This window comes from Streptomyces sp. NPDC002156, from assembly GCF_053593675.1.
This window is the reverse complement of the sequence record NZ_JBSFDA010000163.1, coordinates 1-23,054: the sequence shown is the minus strand read 5'-3', so window position 1 is coordinate 23,054 and position 23,054 is coordinate 1. Positions and strand designations below refer to the sequence as shown.

The 23,054-nt window shown below is 69.1% G+C and carries 18 protein-coding genes and 1 tRNA gene; 10 read left to right on the top strand and 9 right to left on the bottom strand.

Translation table 11 applies throughout. From position 1 onward, the window contains the following. The first annotated feature begins 149 nt into the window (after positions 1-149). From ACWCRB_RS40155 to ACWCRB_RS40130, 6 genes are all read left to right on the top strand, one after another. The gene (locus ACWCRB_RS40155; RefSeq protein WP_451000785.1) at positions 150-935 is read left to right on the top strand and encodes a hypothetical protein; all 786 of its coding nucleotides are present in this window, start codon (positions 150-152) and stop codon (positions 933-935) included. A 109-nt stretch (positions 936-1,044) separates the two neighbouring features. Continuing rightward, a complete protein-coding gene (locus ACWCRB_RS40150) occupies positions 1,045-2,259 on the top strand; it encodes a branched-chain amino acid ABC transporter substrate-binding protein (protein WP_451000787.1) in 1,215 nt (404 codons plus the stop codon). Positions 2,260-2,415: 156 nt separating this feature from the next. Then, a complete protein-coding gene (locus ACWCRB_RS40145) occupies positions 2,416-3,345 on the top strand; it encodes a branched-chain amino acid ABC transporter permease (protein WP_369035144.1) in 930 nt (309 codons plus the stop codon). A 5-nt stretch (positions 3,346-3,350) separates the two neighbouring features. Beyond that, positions 3,351-5,210: a branched-chain amino acid ABC transporter permease gene (locus ACWCRB_RS40140; protein WP_451000786.1), complete on the top strand. Its 1,860-nt coding sequence runs from the start codon at positions 3,351-3,353 to the stop codon at positions 5,208-5,210. A 5-nt stretch (positions 5,211-5,215) separates the two neighbouring features. Continuing rightward, on the top strand, positions 5,216-6,088 hold the full coding sequence (locus tag ACWCRB_RS40135; protein WP_405538225.1) for an ABC transporter ATP-binding protein: 873 nt from the start codon (positions 5,216-5,218) through the stop codon (positions 6,086-6,088). Then, positions 6,085-6,801 (top strand): ABC transporter ATP-binding protein, encoded by a 717-nt coding sequence (locus ACWCRB_RS40130; RefSeq protein ID WP_369035142.1) that lies wholly within the window; start codon positions 6,085-6,087, stop codon positions 6,799-6,801. Before ACWCRB_RS40135 ends, ACWCRB_RS40130 begins: the two co-directional genes overlap by 4 nt. 85 nt (positions 6,802-6,886) lie before the next feature. On the opposite strand, the gene ACWCRB_RS40125 is transcribed toward ACWCRB_RS40130, so the two are convergent. Then, the gene (locus ACWCRB_RS40125; RefSeq protein ID WP_451000784.1) at positions 6,887-7,543 is read right to left on the bottom strand and encodes an ANTAR domain-containing response regulator; all 657 of its coding nucleotides are present in this window, start codon (positions 7,541-7,543) and stop codon (positions 6,887-6,889) included. A 96-nt stretch (positions 7,544-7,639) separates the two neighbouring features. Here ACWCRB_RS40125 and ACWCRB_RS40120 point away from each other — a divergent pair. Together ACWCRB_RS40120 and ACWCRB_RS40115 are read left to right on the top strand one after the other, a co-directional pair. Continuing rightward, positions 7,640-7,722 (top strand) — tRNA-Leu (locus tag ACWCRB_RS40120). Between the two features lie 83 nt (positions 7,723-7,805). Next, complete coding sequence (locus tag ACWCRB_RS40115) at positions 7,806-8,585, top strand: helix-turn-helix domain-containing protein (protein WP_451000783.1); 780 nt, start codon at positions 7,806-7,808, stop codon at positions 8,583-8,585. Positions 8,586-8,631: 46 nt separating this feature from the next. Here the strand turns inward: ACWCRB_RS40115 and pyk are convergent, their stop codons facing one another. Both pyk and ACWCRB_RS40105 read right to left on the bottom strand, forming a co-directional pair. Continuing rightward, positions 8,632-10,062, bottom strand: a complete 1,431-nt coding sequence (gene pyk, locus ACWCRB_RS40110) for a pyruvate kinase (RefSeq protein ID WP_451000782.1) — start codon at positions 10,060-10,062, stop codon at positions 8,632-8,634. 144 nt (positions 10,063-10,206) lie between these two features. Further along, complete coding sequence (locus ACWCRB_RS40105) at positions 10,207-10,923, bottom strand: SIMPL domain-containing protein (RefSeq protein WP_369035138.1); 717 nt, start codon at positions 10,921-10,923, stop codon at positions 10,207-10,209. A gap of 150 nt (positions 10,924-11,073) precedes the next feature. Between ACWCRB_RS40105 and ACWCRB_RS40100 the strand changes: the two genes are divergently transcribed. Beyond that, the gene (locus ACWCRB_RS40100; RefSeq protein ID WP_451000781.1) at positions 11,074-12,879 is read left to right on the top strand and encodes a bifunctional metallophosphatase/5'-nucleotidase; all 1,806 of its coding nucleotides are present in this window, start codon (positions 11,074-11,076) and stop codon (positions 12,877-12,879) included. 29 nt (positions 12,880-12,908) lie between these two features. Here ACWCRB_RS40100 and ACWCRB_RS40095 read toward each other — a convergent pair whose 3' ends face one another. The 6 genes from ACWCRB_RS40095 to ACWCRB_RS40070 all read right to left on the bottom strand — a co-directional run bounded on the left by ACWCRB_RS40095 (position 12,909) and on the right by ACWCRB_RS40070 (position 20,570). After that, on the bottom strand, positions 12,909-14,390 hold the full coding sequence (locus tag ACWCRB_RS40095) for a lysine N(6)-hydroxylase/L-ornithine N(5)-oxygenase family protein (RefSeq protein WP_451000780.1): 1,482 nt from the start codon (positions 14,388-14,390) through the stop codon (positions 12,909-12,911). Continuing rightward, complete coding sequence (locus ACWCRB_RS40090; protein WP_451000779.1) at positions 14,387-15,838, bottom strand: pyridoxal phosphate-dependent decarboxylase family protein; 1,452 nt, start codon at positions 15,836-15,838, stop codon at positions 14,387-14,389. The genes ACWCRB_RS40095 and ACWCRB_RS40090 overlap by 4 nt, the downstream gene beginning before the upstream one ends. 168 nt (positions 15,839-16,006) lie before the next feature. After that, positions 16,007-18,526 carry an aminopeptidase N gene (pepN, locus tag ACWCRB_RS40085; protein ID WP_451000778.1) on the bottom strand — a complete coding sequence of 840 codons (2,520 nt, stop codon included), beginning with the start codon at positions 18,524-18,526 and terminating at the stop codon, positions 16,007-16,009. A 114-nt stretch (positions 18,527-18,640) separates the two neighbouring features. Then, the gene (locus ACWCRB_RS40080; protein ID WP_451000777.1) at positions 18,641-19,117 is read right to left on the bottom strand and encodes a response regulator; all 477 of its coding nucleotides are present in this window, start codon (positions 19,115-19,117) and stop codon (positions 18,641-18,643) included. Between the two features lie 139 nt (positions 19,118-19,256). After that, positions 19,257-19,601, bottom strand: coding sequence for a chorismate mutase (locus ACWCRB_RS40075; RefSeq protein WP_451000776.1), 345 nt, complete (start codon positions 19,599-19,601; stop codon positions 19,257-19,259). Positions 19,602-19,679: 78 nt separating this feature from the next. After that, on the bottom strand, positions 19,680-20,570 hold the full coding sequence (locus ACWCRB_RS40070; RefSeq protein WP_451000775.1) for an AraC family transcriptional regulator: 891 nt from the start codon (positions 20,568-20,570) through the stop codon (positions 19,680-19,682). 122 nt (positions 20,571-20,692) lie between these two features. Here ACWCRB_RS40070 and ACWCRB_RS40065 point away from each other — a divergent pair, with 122 nt between their 5' ends. After that, positions 20,693-22,471 carry a glycoside hydrolase family 35 protein gene (locus tag ACWCRB_RS40065; RefSeq protein WP_451000774.1) on the top strand — a complete coding sequence of 593 codons (1,779 nt, stop codon included), beginning with the start codon at positions 20,693-20,695 and terminating at the stop codon, positions 22,469-22,471. Positions 22,472-23,054: the final 583 nt, after the last annotated feature.

The following is a 23,054-nucleotide window of genomic DNA, read 5'->3' as shown; positions in this document are numbered from 1 at the left end:
GACGAGGCCGTTCAGGCCGACAGCGGGGGTCTGGGGGCGGCAGCCCCCAGGGATGGGACGGGTAGGGGCGGCGGGGGCGGGACAAACCAGACCTGGGCTGCACCGTCCCACCGCCCGAGGCACTACCGTTCCCCCATGAGGCTGCGACCATGACCGGCATCGGCCCCGTCGAACCCGTCAACTCGCCGGACGCGCAAGAGACTTACGAAGTCATCGGTGCCGACACACCACGCCTCGCGGACCGCTGGCAGGCACTGTCCCCGCGTGTCCGCAGAGCGGCTCTCGGGGCCGCCGCACTGGCTGTCGCAGCAACCGGCGTCGTCGTCCTCCTGCCTCCGAGCCCGTCCGCACCGGACAAGGCCCTCGTCCCCATGCCCTGGCCCGCGGCCGTCACCACGTTCCGGTACACGGGACTCGCCGCGACCTTCGACTCCACCCCCGCCAGCGGCCTGTTCCGGTTCGCCGTGACCGTACACAGCGGACCACCCGTCACCGTGCGCGTCACCGGCGCCGCCTTCGACGGACTCACCGCCCGGATATCGCCCGCCGAGACCACCACCGTCAACGCCGGGACCACCCGTCGGATCACCGTCCAGATATCCGTGGTCGACTGCGCGGACTTCCCCCTCGACGCCGACCTGCCATTTCTTGACGTAACGCTGCGTAACACGCGCGCAATACAGCGCCACAGCTTCATCTTCGGCGGCGCCTATCCGGACGACCTGTTCCAGCTGATCAGAGCGGCCTGCGACCCGTTGCCCGCGCGGCCAAGCCCACGGGCAACGGGAAGTGCACATTCTCAAAATGTGGACCGAGCACAGTTCTGGCCAAACCGGCTGAAACCTCACTCCCCCAAGCCATACCAACCAGCACGTCATAACAAGAAAGTCACAAGCCAGCCCACCCCGATGCCCCCGCGCGTAGACCGGGCTTAGAGTCACGGCCAGTCACCGCTCCACCGGGAGTTCGGTACCAGCGCCGCATCTGTCGCATCCCCACGGGACGACACGTCTGCGGAAAGGACTGATTGTGCGACAGCGTTCTTTGGTGATACTCACCTCCATTCTCACCACCGGAGCTCTGACCCTCACCGCGTGCGGCTCCCGAGACGACAGCGGTGACGGAGACAGCGGAGACACCACCCTCACCATCGGCGTCGACGCCCCCCTGTCCGGCGAGAACTCGACCACCGGTCTCGGCATCCAGTACGGCGTCCAGATCGCCGTCGACGACGCCAACAAGAACAACCTCGTCCCCGGGGTCAAGTTCAAGGTCAAGGCCCTCGACGACAAGGCCCAGCCCGCCACCGGCCAGTCCAACGCCACGGCCCTCGTCGGCGACAAGACCGTCGTCGGCACCGTCGGCCCCCTGAACTCCGGCGTCGCCCAGTCGATGCAGCAGGTGTTCGCCTCGGCCAACATGGTCGAGATCTCCCCCTCGAACACCAACCCCGAGCTGACCCAGGGCAAGAACTGGCAGACGGACAAGAAGCGCCCGTACAAGACGTACTTCCGCACGGCGACCACGGACGAGCTCCAGGGCACCTTCGCCGCCGAGTACGCGTACAACGACCTCAAGAAGAAGAAGGCCTTCGTCGTCGACGACAAGCAGACCTACGGCGCCGGCCTCGCCAAGATCTTCAACGAGCAGTTCAAGGGACTCGGCGGCGCCATCGCCGGCACCGACCACGTCAACACCGGCGACAAGGACTTCGCCTCCCTCGTCACCAAGATCAAGACCTCCGGCGCCGACCTGCTCTACTACGGCGGCCAGTACGACGAGTCCGCGCTGATCACCAAGCAGCTCAAGGACGCCGGCGTCAAGATCCCGCTCTTCGGCGGCGACGGCATGTACGCCAGCACCTACATCGAGACCGCCGGCACCTCCTCCGAAGGTGACCTCGTCACCTCCGTCGGCGTCCCCGTCGACACCCTGGCCGGCGCCAAGGCCTTCGTCGCCGAGTACAAGGCCAAGGGCTACAAGGGTGACTACGGCGCCTACGGCGGCTACTCCTACGACGCCGCCACCGCCATCATGAAGGCCGTCAAGGCCGCCATGGACGCCAACGACGGCAAGCTGCCCGAGATGAACGACCTGCGCTCCACGGTCGTCGACGAGGTCCAGAAGTCCGACTTCGAAGGCATCACCGGCAAGGTCTCCTTCGACGAGTACGGCGACACGGGCAACAAGCAGCTCACCGTCTACCAGGTCGTCAAGGGCGCTTGGAAGGCTGTGCACACCGGTACGCCCACCAGCTGAATCAGCTGAGCGCTCTCACCGGCTGATCCAAGCCCAGCACACGCACCACGGGCCGCGCGGCAGGAGGACCCCCACCGCGCGGCCCGTTTTCACACCCCAACCCCCACCCGGCACGCATCCAGTGCACACGACCACCAGCGACATGGAGGCCACGCGGTGAACACCCTGCCGCAGCAGCTGGCCAACGGGCTGCTCCTCGGCTCGATGTACGGGCTCATCGCCATCGGCTACACGATGGTGTACGGCATCGTCCAGCTCATCAACTTCGCGCACGGCGAGATCTTCATGACCGGGGCCTTCGGCGCCCTCACGGTCTACTTCTACGTCCTCCCCGACAACACGGCGATGGCCATCGCCGTGCCCCTGATGCTGATCGGCGGCGCCCTCGTCGCCATCCTCATCGCCGTCGGAGCGGAACGGTTCGCCTACCGCCCCCTACGCGGAGCACCACGACTGGCACCGCTCATCACGGCCATCGGCCTCTCCCTGGCGCTCCAGGAGGTCGTCCGCAACTTCTACCCCGACGCCGACCGCGCCCGCGCCTTCCCCGGCCTCGACGCCACCCACGACATCGGCTCCGTCACCATCAAGGACGCCGACATCTTCCTCATCGTCGCCGCCATCGTCTGCATGTCCGGCCTCGCGTTCTTCGTCAACCGCAGCCGCACCGGCCGCGCGATGCAGGCCACCGCGCAGGACCCCGACACCGCACAGCTCATGGGCATCGACACCAACCGCATCATCGTCATCGCCTTCGCCATCGGCGGCTTCTTCGCCGCCGTCGCAGCAGTCGCGTACGGCCTCAAGTACGGCAACGTCGACTACCGCATGGGCTTCCTGATGGGCCTCAAGGCCTTCACCGCGGCCGTCCTCGGCGGCATCGGCAACATCTACGGCGCCATGCTCGGCGGCATCGTCCTCGGCGTCGCCGAGACCCTCGCCTCCGCCTACATCGACGGCATCCCCGGCATGCAGCAGCTCGGCGGCCAGGGCTGGGCCAACGTCTGGGCGTTCTGCCTCCTCATCATCGTCCTGCTAGTCAGGCCACAAGGCCTGCTCGGCGAACGCGTCGCGGACAGGGCGTGATCACGATGACCGACCTCACCAAGACGACGACCGCCCCCGAGCCGGGTCTCATCCCCCTGCCCGCAGCGGCGGCCCGCGCCCTCACCCTCGTCGGCGGCATCGCCACCGCGGCCTCCGCCTTCCTCGCCTGGACCTGGACCTCCGAGTTCCCCGGCGACCTCACCATCACCGGCTACCCCGGCGGCCTCCAGTGGCTCACCTTCACCGGTGGCCTCCTCATCACCCTCTTCGCCCTCGCCGGCTACGGCATCCGCGGCCTCGGCTGGCTCCTGCCCGCCGGAAACAACGGCCCCACCGTCCTCACCGCCCTGGGCGCCTTCGGCACCACCTGGTTCACCGTCATCGCGATCGCCGTCAACCTCGACGGCCTCGTCAACCTCGAACCAGGCGCCTACGTCGCCGCCGTCGCCTCCCTCCTCGCGGTCATCGGCGCCTTCGCACTCCCCGCCGCAGCCGACGAGACCCGCAACGCCAAGGCGGCCTACGACGCGGGCCTGCGCAAGGGCGGCATCCCCTCCCAGAGCCGGATACTCATCGCCGGCCTCAAGGGCCTGGCCGCCTACATCGGCAAGCCCGACCGCGTCCCCGCACCGGGAGCCCTCGCCCCCTGGATCGAGCGCGCGGTCATCACCGCCGTCACCGCCGTCGGCCTCGGCGTCTTCACCTACGGCATCGACACCGAGTACGGCGAGCTGTTCATCGGCTACCTCATCCTCGTCGTCTTCGCCATGTGGGCCCTGCACTCCGCCGGCCTCACCGACCGCTTCTCCCGGCTCGTCGCCCACCACCGAGGCTTCACCCTCGCCATGGGCTTCGCCGCCGCGATCGCGTTCCCCTTCACCCAGACCGACGACCACTACGCCAACATCGGCGTCAACATCCTGATCTTCGGGACCGTCGCCCTGGGCCTCAACATCGTCGTCGGCCTCGCGGGCCTCCTCGACCTCGGATACGTCGCCTTCCTCGGCGTCGGCGCCTACACCGCCGCCCTCGTCTCCGGCTCCGAGTTCTCCCGCTTCTCCGGCGTCCAGTTCCCCTTCTGGGCCGCCGCCCTCTCCGGCGCCGCCGCATCGCTCATCTTCGGCGTCCTCATCGGCGCCCCCACCCTGCGACTGCGCGGCGACTACCTCGCCATCGTCACCCTCGGCTTCGGAGAGATCTTCCGCATCGCCGTCAACAACATGGACGGCGTCTCAGGACCCGACATCACCAACGGGCCCAACGGCATCCCGTCCATCCCCGACCTCGACTTCTTCGGATTCAACTTCGGCGAAGCCCACGACGTCGGCGGATTCACCCTCGGCCGGTTCGCGAACTACTACCTCCTCATGGTCCTGATCATGGCGATCGTGGTACTCGTCTACACCCGCGCCGCCGACTCGCGCATCGGCCGCTCCTGGATCGCCATCCGCGAGGACGAGACCGCCGCCACCGCCATGGGCATCAACGGCTTCCGCGTCAAGCTCATCGCCTTCGCCCTCGGCGCGTCCCTCGCCGGCCTCGCCGGCACCGTCAGCGCCCACGTCACCTACAGCGTGGTCCCCACCCCGTACCAGTTCGCCGGCTCGACGCCCCCCAACTCGGCGTTCCTCCTGGCCGCGGTGGTCCTCGGCGGCATGGGCACGGTCGCCGGCCCGATCCTCGGCGCGGCCCTGCTCTACCTGCTGCCCGAGAAGCTCGTCTTCCTCCAGGACAAGTCGCTGCTCGCGTTCGGCATCGCCCTGATCGTCCTCATGCGCTTCCGCCCCGAGGGCATCATCGCCAACCGCCGCAACCAGCTCGAATTCCACGAGACCGGCCAGCTCGACGTACCCGACACAGAAACACTCGCCGACGATCCGGCCGTCACCAAGGCGGGGGCGTAACCACCATGACCACAAGCACACCCACCCCCGTACTCGAAGCGCGCAACGTCACCATGCGCTTCGGCGGCCTCACCGCCGTCCGCTCCGTCGACTTCACGGTCAACAGCGGCGAGATCGTCGGCCTCATCGGCCCCAACGGCGCCGGCAAGACCACGTTCTTCAACTGCCTCACGGGCCTGTACGTCCCCACGGAGGGCACGGTCTCCTACAAGGGAACCGTCCTCCCCCCGAAGCCCCACCTGGTCACCCAGGCAGGCATCGCACGTACGTTCCAGAACATCCGTCTGTTCGCCAACATGACGGTCCTGGAGAACGTCCTCGTCGGCCGCCACACCCGCACCAAGGAAGGCCTCTGGTCCGCCCTCCTCCGCGGCCCCGGCTTCAAGAAGGCCGAAAAGGCGAGCGAAGAACGCGCCATGGAACTCCTGGAGTTCATCGGCCTGGCCCACAAGCGGGACCACCTCTCCCGCAACCTCCCCTACGGCGAACAGCGCAAGCTGGAGATCGCCCGCGCCATGGCGTCGGAGCCGGGCCTGCTCCTCCTCGACGAGCCGACGGCCGGCATGAACCCCCAGGAGACGCGGGCGACCGAGGACCTGGTCTTCGCCATCCGCGACAAGGGCATCGCCGTCCTCCTCATCGAGCACGACATGCGCTTCGTCTTCAACCTGTCCGACCGCGTCGCCGTCCTCGTCCAGGGCGAGAAGCTCGTCGAGGGCACCTCCGAGGTCGTCCAGGCCGACGAACGCGTCATCGCCGCCTACCTCGGCGAGCCCTTCGAGGGCGACCCCGGCCAGGCGGAAGCCGCCGAGGTCGAGGCCGCCGAAGCCGCCGCCGACGCAGCGAGCACCACCAGCACGAAGGGAGAAGGCCAGTGACCGCACTCCTCGAAGTCGAGGACCTCAGGGTCTCGTACGGCAAGATCGAAGCCGTCAAGGGCATCTCCTTCAGCGTCGAAGCAGGCCAGGTCGTCACCCTCATCGGCACCAACGGCGCCGGCAAGACGACGACCCTTCGCACCCTGTCGGGCCTCCTGCAGCCGACCTCCGGCAAGATCCTGTTCGACGGCAAGCCCCTCAACGGCGTCCCCGCCCACAAGATCGTCTCCCTCGGCCTCGCCCACTCCCCCGAGGGCCGGCACATCTTCCCGCGCCTGAGCATCTTCGAGAACCTCCAGCTCGGAGCGTTCCTGAGGAAGGACAAGGAAGGGATCGAGAAGGACATCCAGCGCGCCTACGACCTCTTCCCCATCCTGGGAGAACGCCGCAACCAGGCCGCGGGAACCCTCTCGGGCGGCGAACAGCAGATGCTCGCCATGGGCCGCGCCCTGATGTCCCAGCCCAAGCTCCTCATGCTCGACGAGCCCTCCATGGGCCTCTCCCCGATCATGATGCAGAAGATCATGGCGACGATCTCCGAGCTGAAGTCCACGGGTACGACGATCCTCCTGGTCGAGCAGAACGCCCAGGCGGCGTTGTCGCTGGCCGACCAGGGCCATGTCATGGAGGTCGGCAACATCGTCCTCTCCGGCACGGGCCAGGACCTCATCCACGACGAGTCGGTACGCAAGGCGTACCTCGGCGAGGACTGAGTTCTTCGAGAGCAGGTATGTACGAGGAGGCCCGCACCCCCGGTTGGGGATGCGGGCCTCCTCGTACTCTGTCTGCGGGGCTACGTCAGCCCTTGGCGGCCTTCTTCTCCTCGGCGTCGGCGATGACGGCCTCGGCGACCTGCTGCATGGACATCCGCCGGTCCATGGAGGTCTTCTGGATCCACCGGAACGCGGCGGGCTCGGTCAGTCCGTACTCCGTCTGGAGGACCGACTTGGCACGGTCGACGAGCTTGCGGGTCTCCAGACGCTGGGTCAGATCCGCGATCTCGCTCTCCAGCTGGCGCAGCTCGCTGAACCGCGAGACGGCCATCTCGATCGCCGGTACGACATCGCTCTTGCTGAACGGCTTCACGAGATACGCCATGGCACCGGCGTCCCGAGCTCGCTCGACAAGGTCGCGCTGCGAGAAGGCGGTGAGCATCAGTACCGGGGCGATGGACTCCTCGGCGATCTTCTCGGCCGCCGAGATGCCGTCGAGCTTGGGCATCTTCACATCGAGGATGACGAGATCGGGCCGGTGCTCACGGGCAAGCTCCACGGCCTCCTCACCGTCACCGGCCTCACCGACGACGGTGTAGCCCTCTTCTTCGAGCATCTCCTTGAGATCGAGCCGAATGAGCGCCTCGTCCTCGGCAATGACGACACGGGTCGTCAGCGGAGGCACGTGCGACTTGTCGTCGTCGGGCGCGTCTGCGGGCTGGGGCGACTCGGGGGCGGTCACGGGGGCTCCTTGTTACGGGCCGGGCACTACTGCTGCTTTGCAGCCTACCTAGAGGCGGGGACCTGCGGTGACCCGGTACACTCGCCTCTGTGCCTGGCCGGGTTGGTGGAACGGCATACACGGAGGTCTCAAACACCTCTGCCTGAGAGGGCTTGCGGGTTCGAATCCCGCACCCGGCACATCCGGAAGCGGAGGCTCACGTTCTCGTGAACCTCCGCTTTTTGCTGCGTGTCGCCGCAATCAGGCACTCAGCCTGGGCTACATGGAACAGCACAGCCCTTCGATCCGCGCCCAAGCAATCGCACTCATGCGCCAGGGCATCCCCAACCGTGCAGTCGCGGAGTGCCTCAACGTTCCGCGAGGAACCATCGGCTGGTGGCGCAGCGAAGATCGCAGAGCACGCAGCGAGACGTACGAGCAGCCCACAGATTGTCCCCGATGCACCGGGAACGAGATCGACAGAACCGCCTACGCGTACCTGCTTGGTCTCTACCTCGGCGACGGCCACATCATCTCCAAGCCCAAGCAGCACCACTTGTCCATCTTCTGCAACGCCACTCAGACCGGCCTGATCGCGGCCGCTGAAGAGGCGATGCGCAAGGTGATGCCGCTGCCAAGCGTCAAGCAGCGTTCGCGGACGGGCTGCGTCGAGGTGAAGTCGTACACCAAGCACTGGACCTGCCTCTTCCCCCAGCATGGCCCCGGCAAGAAACACGAGCGCCACATCGTCCTCGAATCCTGGCAGCAGGCGATTGTCGATGCGTATCCCTGGGATTTCATCCGCGGCCTTGTCCACTCCGACGGCTGCCGCATCACCAACTGGACGACTCGCCTGGTCGCCGGGGAACGCAAGCGCTACGAATACCCGCGGTACTTCTTCACCAACGTGTCCGACGACATCCGGCAGCTCTATACAGACACCCTCGACAAGCTGGGCATCGAGTGGACGCACTGCACCCGAAACGGCAACCCCTACAACATCTCTGTCGCCCGACGCGCCTCCGTAGCCCTCATGGACACCCACGTAGGCCCCAAGCACTGAACCGAAAAGGGCCTCTCCGCCCAGGAGGAGCCCTTCAATTCCACGTCTACTTGTCGTCCTCGCCGATGTGGTGGACCCGCACCAGGTTCGTCGAGCCCGAGACCCCGGGCGGGGAGCCGGCCGTGATCACCACCACATCCCCCTTCTGGCAGCGGCCGTACTTCAACAACAGCTCGTCCACCTGGTCCACCATCGCGTCCGTGGAGTCGACGTGCGGGCCCAGGAACGTCTCCACTCCCCACGTCAGCGTCAGCTGCGAGCGCGTCGCCGGGTCGGGAGTGAAGGCCAGGAGCGGGATCGGGGACCTGTAGCGCGACAACCGCTTCACCGTGTCGCCGCTCTGCGTGAACGCCACCAGGAACTTCGCGCCGAGGAAGTCGCCCATTTCCGCCGCCGCACGGGCCACCGCACCGCCCTGGGTGCGGGGCTTGTTGCGTTCCGTCAGAGGGGGCAGGCCCTTGGCCAGGATGTCCTCCTCCGCCGCCTCCACGATCTTCGCCATCGTCCGGACAGTCTCGATCGCATACTTGCCCACGCTCGTCTCGCCGGACAGCATCACCGCGTCCGTGCCGTCGATCACCGCGTTCGCCACATCGCTCGCCTCCGCCCTCGTCGGGCGGGAGTTCTCGATCATCGAGTCCAGCATCTGCGTCGCCACGATGACCGGCTTGGCGTTGCGCTTCGCCAGTTTGATCGCGCGCTTCTGGACGATCGGGACCTGTTCCAACGGCATCTCGACGCCCAGGTCCCCGCGCGCGACCATGATGCCGTCGAAGGCGGCCACGATGTCGTCGATCGCCTCGACCGCCTGCGGCTTCTCCACCTTCGCGATGACCGGGAGGCGGCGGTGTTCCTCGTCCATGATGCGGTGGACGTCTTCGATGTCGCGTCCGCTGCGGACGAAGGACAGCGCGATGACGTCGAAGCCCGTGCGCAGCGCCCAGCGCAGGTCCGCCTCGTCCTTGTCGGAGAGGGCGGGGACCGACACCGCTACGCCGGGGAGGTTGAGGCCTTTGTGGTCGGAGATGACTCCGCCTTCGACGACCCTGGTGTGGACGCGGGGTCCGTCGACGGCGGTGACTTCGAGGCAGACCTTGCCGTCGTCGACGAGGACGCGTTCGCCGGGGGTGACGTCGGCGGCGAGGCCGGCGTAGGTGGTTCCGCAGGTGTGCTGGGTGCCTTCGACGCCTTCCTCGACGGTGATGGTGAAGGTGTCGCCGCGTTCAAGGAGTACGGGGCCTTCGGCGAAGCGGCCGAGTCGGATCTTCGGGCCTTGAAGGTCGGCGAGGAGGCCGATGCTGCGGCCGGTTTCGTCGGCTGCCTTGCGGACGTGCTGGTAACGCACCTCGTGTTCGGCGTAGGTGCCGTGGCTGAGGTTGAAGCGGGCGACGTCCATTCCGGCGTCGACCAGTGCCTTGATCTGGTCGTACGAGTCGGTGGCGGGGCCCAAAGTACAGACGATTTTTGCTCGGCGCATGTTTCGAGCGTAGGCCTTACCGGTGGGTAGGGAATTGGCCCTGCATGACTACTCAACAACCTTTGCGTGAAGGGTTATTGACAAGTGTTGAATTGTGCGCAGGGTCGCTCTGATGAGCGTCGGACGGTTATTCAAGTCCCCTCTTCACAGCTGCGGCGGCACCATGGTGAAGCGGGCGTTCACCTGCGCGTACACCTGTTGCCGTTGCGGTTCCAGGTCGAGTGGTGCCGCTTCGTCTGCGACTTCGGCTCCGGCAAAGGCGGCACGGCGCAGGGAGCGTGACTGGACCTCGTACCCCATGGGCTGTGCGGCCTCCGCGCCCACGTCCGCCAGCTCCACGAGCGCCGCCAGGGAGGTCCCCAAGGCCTCGGCGTACTCGCGGGCCCGCTGTACCGCTTCCCGCACTGCTTGGCGGCGGGCGTCGCGGTGGGCCGGGGAGTCGGGGCGCAGGGCCCACCAGGGGCCGTCGACGCGGGTGAGGTCGAGGTCGGCGAGGCGGCTGGTGAGTTCGCCGAGGGCGGTGAAGTCTGTGAGTTCGGCGGTGAGATGTACGCGGCCGTGGTAGGCGCGGACGCGTTCTCCGCGGCCGTGTTTGGTGAGTTCCGGGGCGATGGAGAAGGCGCCTGTTTCGAGGCGTTCGACGGCGTCGCCGTATGTTTTCACGAGGTCGAGGACTGTCGCGTTGCGGCGGGTCAGGTCGTCGAGGGCTGTGCGGCGGTCGGTGCCCCGTGCGCTGACGGTGATGCCGATGCGGGCGATCTCGGGGTCGACTTCGAGGTGGGCTTCGCCGCGGACGGCTATGCGGGGGGCGTCGGGGGTGCCGTAGGGGACGGCGGTGGGGTGCTCCGGGGTGGAGGTCATACGTCCCACTCTGTCACTCATGGTGGGGGTGCGGGCCGTGTTCCCGTCCCTGCCGGTCATCAGATCGAAACCTTCGGGGGCTGTTGCGGCCGGTCATGCTCGGGTCAGAATCTACGCGCGTCGTTGACCATTCCCCGAGGAGCCCGAAACATGCCGTTGAACCGCCGGAAGTTCCTGACGAAGTCCGCTGTGACCGGGGCGGGGGTCGCGTTGACCAGCGCTGTCGTGGCTCCGGCGGCGCAGGCCGCGGAGGCGAAGAAGCCCGCGAGGCCCGCGAAGCGGTATGCCCTGACCGTGATGGGCACGACGGATCTGCACGGGCACATCTTCAACTGGGACTACTTCAAGAACGCGGAGTACTCCGACGCGAAGGGCAACGCGCAGGGGCTGGCGCGGATCTCGACGCTGGTGGAGCAGGTCCGTAAGGAGAAGGGGCGTCGCAACACGCTGCTGCTCGACGCGGGCGACACGATTCAGGGCACCCCGCTGACGTACTACTACGCGAAGGTGGACCCGATCACCGCCAAGGGCGGGCCGGTTCACCCGATGGCGCAAGCGATGAACGCCATCGGGTACGACGCGGTGGCGCTCGGCAACCACGAGTTCAACTACGGGATCGAGACGCTGCGGAAGTTCGAGTCGCAGTGCCGGTTCCCGTTGCTGGGTGCGAACGCGCTGGACGCGAAGACGCTGAAGCCTGCGTTTCCTCCGTTCTTCATGAAGACGTTCCATGTGAAGGGTGCTCCGCCGGTCAAGGTGGCTGTGCTGGGGCTGACGAATCCTGGTATCGCGATCTGGGACAAGGCTTATGTGCAGGGGAAGTTGACGTTCCCGGGTCTGGAGGAGCAGGCGGCGAAGTGGGTGCCGAAGCTGCGTTCGATGGGTGCGGATGTCGTTGTGGTGTCGGCGCATTCGGGGTCTTCGGGGACTTCTTCGTACGGTGATCAGCTGCCGTACATCGAGAACTCGGCGGCGTTGGTGGCGCAGCGGGTGCCGGGGATCGACGCGATTCTGGTCGGGCATGCGCACACGGAGATCGCCGAGCTGAAGGTGACGAACACGGCGACCGGGAAGACGGTGATCCTGTCGGAGCCGTTGGCGTATGCGGAGCGGTTGTCGCTGTTCGACATCGAGCTGGTTTTCGAGAAGGGCAAGTGGGCCGTCGAGTCGGTGGCGGCGACGGTGCGTGACTCGAAGACGGTCGCCGATGACCCGAGGATCACGAAGCTGCTGAAGGACGAGCACGACGTCGTCGTGGCGTACGTCAACCAGGTGGTCGGTACGGCGACGGACACGTTGACGACGGTGGAGGCGCGTTACAAGGACGCTCCGATCATCGATCTGATCACGAAGGTCCAGGAGGACGTGGTGAAGGCGGCGCTGGTGGGGACGTCGTACGCGTCGCTGCCGGTGATCGCGCAGGCTTCGCCGTTCTCGCGGACGTCGGAGATCCCGGCGGGTGAGGTGACGATCCGGGATCTGTCGAGTCTGTATGTGTACGACAACACGCTGGTCGCGAAGTTGATGACGGGTGCGCAAGTGCGGGCGTACCTGGAGTACTCGGCGCAGTACTTCGTGCAGACGGCCGCGGACGCGGTGGTCGACGTGGAGAAGCTGACGAACGCGGCGAACCGGCCGGACTACAACTACGACTATGTGTCGGGGTTGACGTACGACATCGACATCGCGCAGGCGGCCGGATCGCGGATCAAGAACCTGGCCTACAACGGTGCCGCGCTGGATGACGCGCAGCAGTTCGTGTTCGCGGTGAACAACTACCGGGCCAATGGTGGTGGGGCGTTCCCGCATGTGGCGTCGGCGCAGGAGTTGTGGTCGGAGTCGACGGAGATCCGGACGCGGATCTCCGAGTGGGTGACGGCGAAGGGTGTGCTGGATCCGAAGGAGTTCGCTTCGGTGGACTGGAAGTTGACGCGGGACGGTACGCCTGTGTTCTAGGCCGGTCCGGCGTCTGTGGCTGGGTCGCCTCAGATTCCGTCCACGAGAGGGGTCAGCACCTGGTGCTGGCCCTTTCCTCGTTCCTGGCTCTGGCGGGGGGTGGGGACCTGGGCCAGTGGTTGGTCGAGGCCGAAGGTGGTGAAGGCGGTTCTGGTCGGGAGGGGGTAGGGGGCCCGGCCGGTGAGGGAGTTGAGGATGGTGGCGCTGCGCCAGGCGACGAGGCCGAGGTCGGGGGTGCCGACGCCGTGGGTGTGGAGTTCGGCGTTCTGGACGTAGACGTGGCTGCCGGAGGCGGTGATGGCGGGGTCGAGGACGAGTCTGTACTGGTCGTCGATGCGGGGGCGTTCGCTGTTGTCGCGGCGGAGGTAGGGGTCGAGGCCGGCGAGGATGCGGTCGAGGGGGCGGTCCTGGTAGCCGGTGGCGAGGACGACGGCGTCGGTGGTGAGGCGGGTGCGGGTGCCTTGTCGGGTGTGTTCGAGGTGGAGTTCGACTTTGGTGGTGGCGACGCGGCCGGCGGTGCGGACGTGGACGCCGGGGGTGAGGACGGCTTCCGGCCAGCCGCCGTGGAGGGTGCGGTGGTAGAGCTCGTCGTGGATGGCGGCGATGGTGTCGGCGCCGATGCCTTTGTGGAGTTGCCATTGGGCGGCGACGAGGCGGTCGCGGACGGGTTCGGGGAGGGCGTGGAAGTAGCGGGTGTGATCGGGGGTGAAGTGTTCGAGGCCGAGCTTCGAGTACTCCATGGGGGCGAAGGCCTCGGTGCGGCCGAGCCAGTGGATCTTCTCGCGTCCTGGGGGGCGGTGGCGCAGCAGATCGAGGAAGATCTCGGCGCCGGTCTGTCCTGAGCCGATGACGGTGACGTGTTCGGCGGTGAGGAGCCGGTCGCGGTGGGCGAGGTAGTCGGCCGCGTGCAGGACGGGCACGGTGGGGGCGTCGACGAGGGGTTTGAGGGGTTCGGGGATGTGGGGTTCGCTGCCGATGCCGAGGACGACGTTCTTGGTGTAGGTGCGGCCGAGGGCTTCGGCTTCGCCTTCGGCGTCGAGTTGGGTGTAGTCGACTTCGAAGACGTCTCGTTCGGGGTTCCAGCGGACGGCGTCGACCTGGTGGCCGAAGTGGAGCCGGGGGAGGTTCTCGCTGACCCAGCGGCAGTAGGCGTCGTATTCGGCGCGTTGGATGTGGAAGCGCTCGGCGAAGTAGAACGGGAAGAGGCGTTCGCGGGTTCTGAGGTAGCTGAGGAAGGACCAGGGGCTTGCGGGGTCGGCGAGGGTGACGAGGTCGGCGAGGAAGGGGACTTGGAGGGTCGAGCCGTCGATGAGGAGTCCGGGGTGCCAGTCGAAGCGGGGGTGTTGTTCGTAGAAGACGGCGTCGAGTTCGGGGAGTGGGTGGGCGAGGGCGGCGAGGGAGAGGTTGCAGGGGCCGATGCCGATGCCGACGAGGTCGTGGGGCGTTTCGGGGTCGGGGGCGGGGGCGGACGCCGGGTTGTCGGCGGGCGTGGGGGGTGGCAGTGGTGTCATCGGGAGGTGTTTCCTTCCACCAGCTTCAGGAGTGCGGCCAGGTCGTCCGGCCGGGTGTGGGGGTTGAGGAGGGTGACCTTGAGCCAGAGGCGGCCGTCGAGGTGGGCGCGGCCGAGGACGGCTCGGCCTTCGTGGAGGAGTTGTCGGCGTACGGCGGCCACGGCGTCGTCGGTGGCTCGGGTGGGCCGGAAGAGGACGGTGCTGATGGTGGGCGCGTCGTGGAGTTCGAAGCCGGGGTGGGCCTGGACCTGGCGGGCGAACTCGTGGGCGTGGGCGCAGACCTGGTCGACGAGGGTGCCGAGTCCGTGGCGGCCGAGGGTTTTGAGGGTGACGGCGATTTTGAGGATGTCGGGGCGTCGGGTGGTGCGCAGGGAGCGGCCGAGGAGGTCGGGCAGGCCCGCGTCGGTGTCGTCGTCGGCGTTGAGGTAGTCGGCGTGGTGGGCGAGTGCGGTGAGGTCGTCCGGGTTCTTGACGGCGAGGAGGCCTGCGGCGACGGGTTGCCAGCCGAGTTTGTGCAGGTCGAGGGTGACGGTGTCGGCGTGTTCGAGGCCGGCGAGTTTGGGGCGGTGGCGTTCGCTGAAGAGGAGTCCGCCGCCGTAGGCGGCGTCGATGTGGAGGCGGGCGCCGTGGGCGGTGCAGAGGGCGGCGATCTGGGGCAGTGGGTCGATGAGTCCGGCGTCGGTGGTGCCGGCGGTGGCGGCGACGAGGAGTGAGCCCGGGGGGCCGGACAGTTCGGTCAGTGCCTCGTCGAGGGCGGCGGGGTCGAGGGTGCCGGCGGGGGCGGGCACCACGACCGGTTCGGGGAGTCCGAGGAGCCAGGCGGCGCGGGGCAGTGAGTGGTGGGCGTTGGCGCCGCAGATGAGGCGGACGCCTGGGTGTGCCTCGCGGGCGAGGAGCAGGGCTAGTTGGTTGGACTCGGTACCGCCGGTGGTGACAAGTGCGTCCCCTCTCTTTGGAGGCTCGGTTCGCCTCCGGGGCGCTGCAGCCGGTGTCGAGACCCCGGCGCGCCCCTTCGGCTCACTCGCCCTTGCGTCCCCGTAGATCTCGGCGGCGAGGGTCCTTGTGACCAGCGCTTCGAGTTCGGAGGCGGCCGGGGCCTGGTCCCAGGAGTCGAGGGACGGGTTGAGGGCGCCGGCGGCGAGGTCGGCGGCGGTGGCGACGGCGAGGGGTGGGCAGTGCAGGTGGGCGGCGCAGTGGGGGTGGGCGGGGTCGGCGGCGCCTTCGGCGAGGGCGCGTACGAGGTCGTGGAGGGCGTTGGGGTCGCCCTTGTCGGGCAGTACGTCACCGACGGCGTCGCGTATGCGCCGGGCGACGGTTTCGGGGCCGCCGGCGGGGAGTGGTCCGCCGCGCGCGTGTGCGCCGGCCGTGAGGGCTTGGAGGACCGTGTCGAGCAACGGCCGCAGGGAGTCGGGGCCTTCGGCGCCTGAGGCGAGGGGCGGCGTGCTCATGGTGGTCCTCCCGGGGCGCGTGGCTGGGGAGTTCCAGCTTGGACGGGGCGGGGGCGACGCGCCCGGGAAGACCAACGATCGGAACCCGAAAGGGGGTACGGGGGTTGCCGTGGGGAGGTGTGTGGGGCATGGGGTGACCCCATGCCCCACAGCGTGCCCTTGTTCGCCTTACGCCTGTTCCCGCGCCCCTTCCGTAACCCCTTCCCGTACGCGCAGTGCGCGTGCCAGGTCGTCGAGTTGGTCGACGAGTTTGCGGCGGAGGGACGGGATGGGGTCGGCGTCGCGGAGGCATTTCTCGCCGAGGCGGAGGGTTTCGGGGGTGGCGGTGTGGGCGGGGAAGGCCCAGCGGCCGGCGGCGTCGGCGATGGCGGGGCCGCGGCGGGCGGCGACGGCGACGGCGTCGGTCCAGTACCGCTTGACGTACTCCTCGGTGAGGTCGTCCTGTTCGGGCTGCCAGAAGCCCTGGGCGGTGGCGACGAAGAGGTAGTTGGACAGGTCGTCGGAGGTGAACATCTGTTCCCAGGCCCGGAGTTTGGACTCGGGGTCGGGCAGGGCGGCGCGGCAGCGGGCGGCGCCTTCCTGGCCGGAGGCACTGGGGTCGCGGGCGAGTTCGGCGTCGATCTCGGTCGCGTCGGTGGCGCCGAGGACGGCGAGCCGGGCCAGGACGCGCCAGCGCAGTTCGGGGTCGAGTTCGGGGCCGCCGGGGACGGTGCCCTCGGCGAGCCAGGCGGCGATGGTGTCGGGGTGGGCGGCGGCGTCGATGAAGTGGCGTACGGCGATGAGGCGCAGGCCGGGGTGGTCGCCGTCCTCGGTGCGGCGGATGAGGTCGCGGCACAGGGAGGCGAGGGTGGCGAGCGCGGCGGGGCGTTCCTGCGGGGGCAGGTAGCGGTCGGCGACGACGGTGGAGGCGAAGGTGAGGACGCCCTGGACGAGGGCGAGGTCCGTTTCGCACGGGAGGTGGGCGCGGACGGTCTCCAGGTAGTCGGCGGGCGGGAGCTGGCCGTCGCGCAGGGCGTCTCGGAGGGCGTTCCAGACGACCGCGCGGGCGAGCGGGTCGGGGAGGCCGGAGAGGGCCGTACGGACGGTTTTGAAGGACTCGGAGTCGAAGCGGACCTTGGCGTAGGTGAGGTCGCCGTCGTTGACGAGGAGGAGGGCGGGGCGCTTGCCGATGGGCTGCGGGGCGTCCTGGGGGATGTCGAGGTCGACGCGTTCGCGGAGGGCGAGGGTGCCGTCGCCGGCGCTGTCGTGGTCGTACAGGCCTATCGCGACCCGGTGGGGGCGGCTGCCTTCGTGGCGGACGGTGAGGGTGCAGGAGCCGTTGTCACCGTTGGTGACGCGTGGGCTGAGGGTGTCGACGCCGGTGGTGCGCAGCCAGGCGTCGGCCCAGGCGTGGACGTCGCGTTCGGTGGCTGCGGCGAGGGAGTCGATGAAGTCGGCGAGGGTGGCGTTGCCGAACTTGTGGCGGGCGAAGTGGGTGTTGATGCCGGCCAGGAAGTCCTTCTCGCCGAGCCAGGCGACGAGTTGGCGCAGGGCCGAGGCGCCCTTGGCGTAGGAGATGCCGTCGAAGTTGACGAGGGCGGCGGCGGTGTCGTCGACGGCTTCGGGGGCGACGGGGTGGGTGGAGGGGCGCTGGTCGGCGTCGTAGCCCCAGGCCTTGCGGGAGACCCCGAAGTCGGTCCAGGTGTCCGTGTAGCGGGTCGCTTCGGTGAGGGTCTGGTAACCCATGTACTCGGCGAAGGACTCATTCAGCCAGATGTCGTCCCACCACTGGAGGGTGACGAGGTCGCCGAACCACATGTGGGCCATTTCGTGGGCGATGACCATGGCGCGGGTCTGGCGTTCGGTGTCGGTGACGGCGGAGCGGTAGACGAACTCGTCGCGGAAAGTGACGAGTCCGGGGTTCTCCATGGCGCCGAAGTTGAACTCGGGGACGAACGCCTGGTCGTAGGAGTCGAAGGGGTAGGGCTCCTCGAACTTCTCGTGGTAGCGGTCGTAGCACGCGCGCGTGATGTCGAGGAGTTCGTCGGCGTCGGTGTCGAGGTGGGGGGCGAGGGAGCGGCGGCAGTGGAGGCCGAAGGGGAGGCCGCGGTGTTCGCTGCGGACGGAGTGCCAGGGGCCTGCGGCGACGGCGACGAGGTAGGTGGAGATGCGGGGGGTGGGGGCGGCCTGCCAGAGGCCGTCGGCGGTTTCGGTGGTGATGCCGTTGGCGAGGACGGTCCAGCCCTCGGGGGCGCGCACGGTGAACTCGAAGACGGCCTTGAGGTCGGGCTGGTTGAAGTTGGCGAAGACGGCTGCCGCGTCCTCAAGGGACATCTGGGTGTAGAGGTAGGTCTCGTCGTCGGCGGGATCGGTGAAGCGGTGCATGCCCTCGCCGGTGCGGGAGTAGCGCATCGCGGCGTCCACGCGCAGTTCGTGCTCGCCCTCGGCGAGGTTCCTGAGGGGCAGCCGGCCGTCGGTGAGGCCGGCGGTGTCCAGGGGGTGGCCGTCGAGGGTGGCGGAGCGCAGCTCGGCGGGCCTGACCTCGACGAACGTGTCCGCGCCGGTGTGGCCCGCCGTCACCGCGAAGCGGATCACGGTACGGGAGTCGAAGGTGTCGTCCCCGGTGGTGAGGTCGAGTTCGACCGTGTACCGGTGGACGTCCAGGAGGGTGGCACGGGCTTGCGCTTCGTCGCGCGTCAGTACGGACATGGAGGACATGCTGCCTGATGCCACTGACAGGGCACAGGGGCGGATCGGTACACGGTGTTTGTCCGGACGCACGCCCCCGCCCCCGACCGGCCCCTGGAGGCCGTCTGCGGGGCCTCAGGAGCGGTCCTCCAGGGCGTGTTCGGCGAGCAGTCCGTGGTCCTTGACGCGGGCGCGGAGTTCCCGCACCTCCTGTTCGAGGGCGAGGTGGCGGCGGTGGGCGTCGTACAGGTAGCGGACCTTGGTACGCAGGGTCCACGGGTCGATGGGTTTCATGACGAGGTCGGCGACGCCAAGGCCGAAGGCGGTGGCGGTGAGTTCGGCGTCGGGACCGAAGCCGGTGAGCAGGACGACGGGGATGTGCTGGGTCTGTTCGAGGCGGCGCATGTAGCGCACCACGTCGAGGCCGCTGACGCCGGGCATGCGGACGTCGAGCAGGAGGAGGCCGACCTGGCCGCGCAGTACCTGTTTGAGGGCCTCGTCGCCGCTGGTGGCGCGGGCGAGCCGGTAGCCGAGCGGGGCGAGGGCGCTCTCCAGGGCGTACAGGGTGTCCTCGTGGTCGTCGACGATGAGGATCTTGGCATCCGACGGCATGGCCCGACGTCCCTCCCGCGTGGACAACCAGACGGCACCCGTGGTGCTGACGCGCAGTGCTCGTCGGCTGACTACGAGTGCACGATGAGTGCACAGGGCAGCATGCGCCCGCGGGTGCCCGGCTGTCACTCCCCGGGGGTCAACTCACCGGTGGTTTCCCGCCGTTCACGGCGTCGTCGGCGATGCGCTCATGGTGTCTGATCACTTCGGCGATGATGAAGTTGAGGAGTTTCTCGGCGAACGCGGGGTCGAGGTTGGCGCTTTCGGCGAGTCGGCGCAGGCGGGCGATCTGCTGGGCCTCGCGGTTCGGGTCGGCGGGCGGCAGTTGGTGTGCGGCTTTGAGGTGGCCGACCTGCTGGGTGCACTTGAAGCGCTCGGCGAGCATGTGGACGACGGCGGCGTCGATGTTGTCGATGCTCTCGCGCAGCCGGCCGAGTTCCGCGCGGATCTCGGGCTCGACCTCACGGTTGTTGCTGGTGGTCATGGGCGTCCACCCTACGTGGCACGCGGTGGGCGGTCTCGTGGGGAGCCGGGGTCGCGTGAGGTAGGCGAGAACTGGGCGTTACGTGGCGTGCGGGTGTTCGATCATCGGTGGGTCGGCGGGGTCGGGGACGCGGTCGCTCCAGCCACCCGGAACCGTGCGTCCCTGTTGTGCCCGGAAGTGGACGGGGGCCATGCCGACGCGGCGGGTGAAGAGGCGGGAGAAGTAGGCGGGGTCGTCGTAGCCGACGCGGCGGGCGACGGCGGCGACGGGCAGTTCGGTGGCGGCGAGGAGTTCCTTGGCGCGGCTCAGCCGGATGCCGAGGAGGTAGTCCTTGGGGCTGCATCCGGCGCCGCGTCGTACCGCGGTGCGCAGTTCGGCGGGGGTCATGCCGTGCCGGGCCGCGTGTTCGGCGACCGTGAGGGGCCGGCAGGCGTCCCGGGCGAGGGCGGCGAGGACCTGGTCGCCGTCGGGTGCCAGATCGGCGCGGGTGCGGCGCAGGGCGACGAGGAGTTCGTGGACGGCGGCGGCCGTCTCGACCTCCAGGACGGGGTTGTCGCGGCGTGCGGCGCGGGCCATGCGTCCGATCACGGCCCGGGCGGGGCCGGCGTCGGTGAGGGGTACGAGGGGCCGCTCGGGTTCGATGTAGCCGAGTTCGGCGTACGTGGCGGTGGCGGGCCCGGTGAAGTCGACGAACGCCTCGTCCCAGCCGGTGTCGGGGTCGGGCCCGTAGTGGTGGGCGGTGCCGGGGGTGAGCCAGATCAGGGTGGGCGCGGTGACGGTCCTGCGGCGGCCGTCGACGCCCTGGAACCAGCCGCGTCCGCCGCTGACGACGACGGCCACGTGGTGGTCGAGGACGCGGGGGCCGACGGTGGGCAGGGCGCCGTGCTGGAGGCCGACGCCGAGACAGACGAGGCCGAGGCGGTGGTGGGCGGGCGCGGGGCTGAAGAAGCGCATCCAGGTGCGGTACATCCGCGGTCCTCCCGCCTGTGTCGTGCTCGTCTCCGCCCATTGGAGGGGCGACGACCTCGGTCCAACTGGCGCTGATCTTTGTCCATGGACGCTGTCGGCCGCCAGAGGTGAGGGTGGGGCACATGAGCGAGTTCACGGTGGGTGACACGGACTTCCTGCTGGACGGCCGTCCGATGCGGCTGCTGTCGGGGGCCCTGCACTACTTCCGGGTGCACGAGGAGCAGTGGGCGCACCGGCTGGCGATGCTGCGGGCGATGGGCCTCAACTGCGTGGAGACGTACGTCCCGTGGAACCTGCACGAGCCGCACCCCGGTGACTTCAGGGACGTCGGACAACTGGGCCGGTTCCTGGACGCGGCACGGGAGGCGGGGCTGTGGGCGGTCGTGCGGCCTGGCCCGTACATCTGCGCGGAATGGGAGAACGGCGGCCTCCCCCATTGGCTGACGGGACACGCACGCACGCGTGACGCCCGTTTTCTGCGCCCCGTGGAGCGCTGGTTCGGGCGTCTCCTCCCGGAGATCGTGTCGCGGCAGATCGACCGGGGCGGCCCGGTGCTGATGGTGCAGGTCGAGAACGAGTACGGCAGTTACGGCTCCGACGGGGCCTATCTGGACCGGCTGACGGGCCTGCTGCGGGCCGGAGGCGTGAGCGTCCCACTGTTCACGTCGGACGGTCCGGAGGACCACATGCTGACGGGCGGTTCGGTGCCGGGCGTCCTGGCGACGGTGAACTTCGGCTCCCACGCGCGCGTGGCCTTCGAGACGTTGCGCAGGCACCGCCCGACGGGCCCCCTGATGTGCATGGAGTTCTGGTGCGGCTGGTTCGACCACTGGGGCGCCGAGCACGTCGTACGGGATCCCGAGGACGCCGCACAGGCCCTCCGCGAGATCCTGGAGTGCGGGGCGTCGGTCAACGTCTATGTGGCGCACGGCGGTACGAGCTTCGCGGGCTGGTCGGGCGCGAACCGGGCGGTCGGCGACGAAGCCCTCGGGGAGGCCCACGAGGGCGCCCTGGAGCCGGACGTGACGTCGTACGACTACGACGCCCCGATCGACGAACACGGGCGCCCCACGGAGAAGTTCTGGCGCTTCAGGGAGATCCTGTCGGCATACGCGGACACCCCACCGCCCGAACCACCGCCGGTCCCTACCTCCTTGGGCGCGCCGGTCCCCGTTCGCCTGGAGGAGTGGGCGCCCCTGACCGCCGTACTCGACACCCTGGGCGGCCCCGAGACGGAGCACGCCGTGCCGCCCACGTTCGAGGAACTGGACGTGGACCGCGGTCTCGTGCGCTACGCGGTGACCGTTCCGGGGCCGCGGCGGCCGTATCCGCTGTCGGTGCGCGGGCTGCGGGATCTGGCGGTGGTGTACGTCGACGGGGTACGGGCCGGGGTGCTGGGCGAGGGGGACGTCCGGCTCGCGGAGCCGGTCGCGGGGCACGCGCGCGTGGAGCTGTGGGTGGAGTCCCTGGGGAGGGTCAATTACGGGCCGCGCATCGGCGAGCCGAAGGGCATCACCGGGGGCGTGCTGCACGAACGGCAGTTCCTGCACGGGGTGCGGGCGAGCGGGCTGCGGCTGGACGCGTTCAAGGAGGATGCCGTAAGGGAGGTGCCTTTCGGGCCGCTGCCCTCTGCGGACGAGGCCACCCCGGGGCTGTACCGGGGGGCCGTGACGGTGCGCGGGGCGGGGGACGCGCGGCTCGAACTGCCGGGGTGGACACGGGGGTTCGCGTGGGTCAACGGCTTCGGCCTGGGCCGGTACTGGTCCGTGGGCCCGCAACGCTCGCTGTATGTGCCCGGGCCGGTACTGCGGGAGGGCGTGAACGAGGTGTGGGTGCTGGAGCTGGAGGGGGTGGGGCGGGCGGGGCCGGTGCTGGTTCCGGTGGGTCTGGGCGGGGACTGAGGCGACGTTCCCGCGTCCCTGGACCCGCGTGCCAGGGCCCGCCTTCGGGGGCCGGCCTCCCGGGCGCCGCAGCGCCCGCTGTACGTGACCGGGCTGACGCTGGTTCGGTAGGCCCAGGCGGGAACTGAGGCAACGTACCCGCCTCCCTGAACCCTCGTCCCGGGCCCGCCGCCTCCCGGGGGGGCCAGCCTCCCCAGACCCGCAGCACCTGCTGTACGTGCCCGGGCCGGCGCTGGCACCGGTAAGCCCGGGCAGGGGTGAGGCGACGAACCCGCGTCGCCGAACCCGCGTCCCCGGGGCCAGCCTCTCGGGCCCGGCAGCACCCGCTGTACATGCCCGGGCGGTGCTGGTTCGGTAGGCCCAGGCGGGAACTGAGGCAACGTACCCGCCTCCCTGGGCCGCGCCCCAGGGGCCACCCTCCCGGCCCGCAGCACCCGCTGTACATGCCCGGGCCGGCGCTGGCACCGGTAGGCCCGGGCAGGGCCTGGGGCGACGCACCCGTCCTCCGGGGCCCACCTCTCGGGTCGGGGCGACGAGCAGACCGTGGCGAAGCCGTACGGCGACCCCGTGGGCCTCGCCGTGC

Bases quoted from the DNA above. Each gene is read 5' to 3' on its own strand.
- pyk (WP_451000782.1), bottom strand. From the start codon at position 10,062: ATGCGCCGAGCAAAAATCGTCTGTACTTTGGGCCCCGCCACCGACTCG.
- pepN (WP_451000778.1), bottom strand. From the start codon at position 18,526: ATGTCCGTACTGACGCGCGACGAAGCGCAAGCCCGTGCCACCCTCCTG.
- ACWCRB_RS40100 (WP_451000781.1), top strand. From the start codon at position 11,074: ATGCCGTTGAACCGCCGGAAGTTCCTGACGAAGTCCGCTGTGACCGGG.
- ACWCRB_RS40065 (WP_451000774.1), top strand. From the start codon at position 20,693: ATGAGCGAGTTCACGGTGGGTGACACGGACTTCCTGCTGGACGGCCGT.
- ACWCRB_RS40135 (WP_405538225.1), top strand. From the start codon at position 5,216: ATGACCACAAGCACACCCACCCCCGTACTCGAAGCGCGCAACGTCACC.
- ACWCRB_RS40075 (WP_451000776.1), bottom strand. From the start codon at position 19,601: ATGACCACCAGCAACAACCGTGAGGTCGAGCCCGAGATCCGCGCGGAA.
- ACWCRB_RS40080 (WP_451000777.1), bottom strand. From the start codon at position 19,117: ATGCCGTCGGATGCCAAGATCCTCATCGTCGACGACCACGAGGACACC.
- ACWCRB_RS40115 (WP_451000783.1), top strand. From the start codon at position 7,806: ATGGAACAGCACAGCCCTTCGATCCGCGCCCAAGCAATCGCACTCATG.
- ACWCRB_RS40070 (WP_451000775.1), bottom strand. From the start codon at position 20,570: ATGTACCGCACCTGGATGCGCTTCTTCAGCCCCGCGCCCGCCCACCAC.
- ACWCRB_RS40155 (WP_451000785.1), top strand. From the start codon at position 150: ATGACCGGCATCGGCCCCGTCGAACCCGTCAACTCGCCGGACGCGCAA.
- ACWCRB_RS40095 (WP_451000780.1), bottom strand. From the start codon at position 14,390: ATGACACCACTGCCACCCCCCACGCCCGCCGACAACCCGGCGTCCGCC.
- ACWCRB_RS40090 (WP_451000779.1), bottom strand. From the start codon at position 15,838: ATGAGCACGCCGCCCCTCGCCTCAGGCGCCGAAGGCCCCGACTCCCTG.
- ACWCRB_RS40140 (WP_451000786.1), top strand. From the start codon at position 3,351: ATGACCGACCTCACCAAGACGACGACCGCCCCCGAGCCGGGTCTCATC.
- ACWCRB_RS40105 (WP_369035138.1), bottom strand. From the start codon at position 10,923: ATGACCTCCACCCCGGAGCACCCCACCGCCGTCCCCTACGGCACCCCC.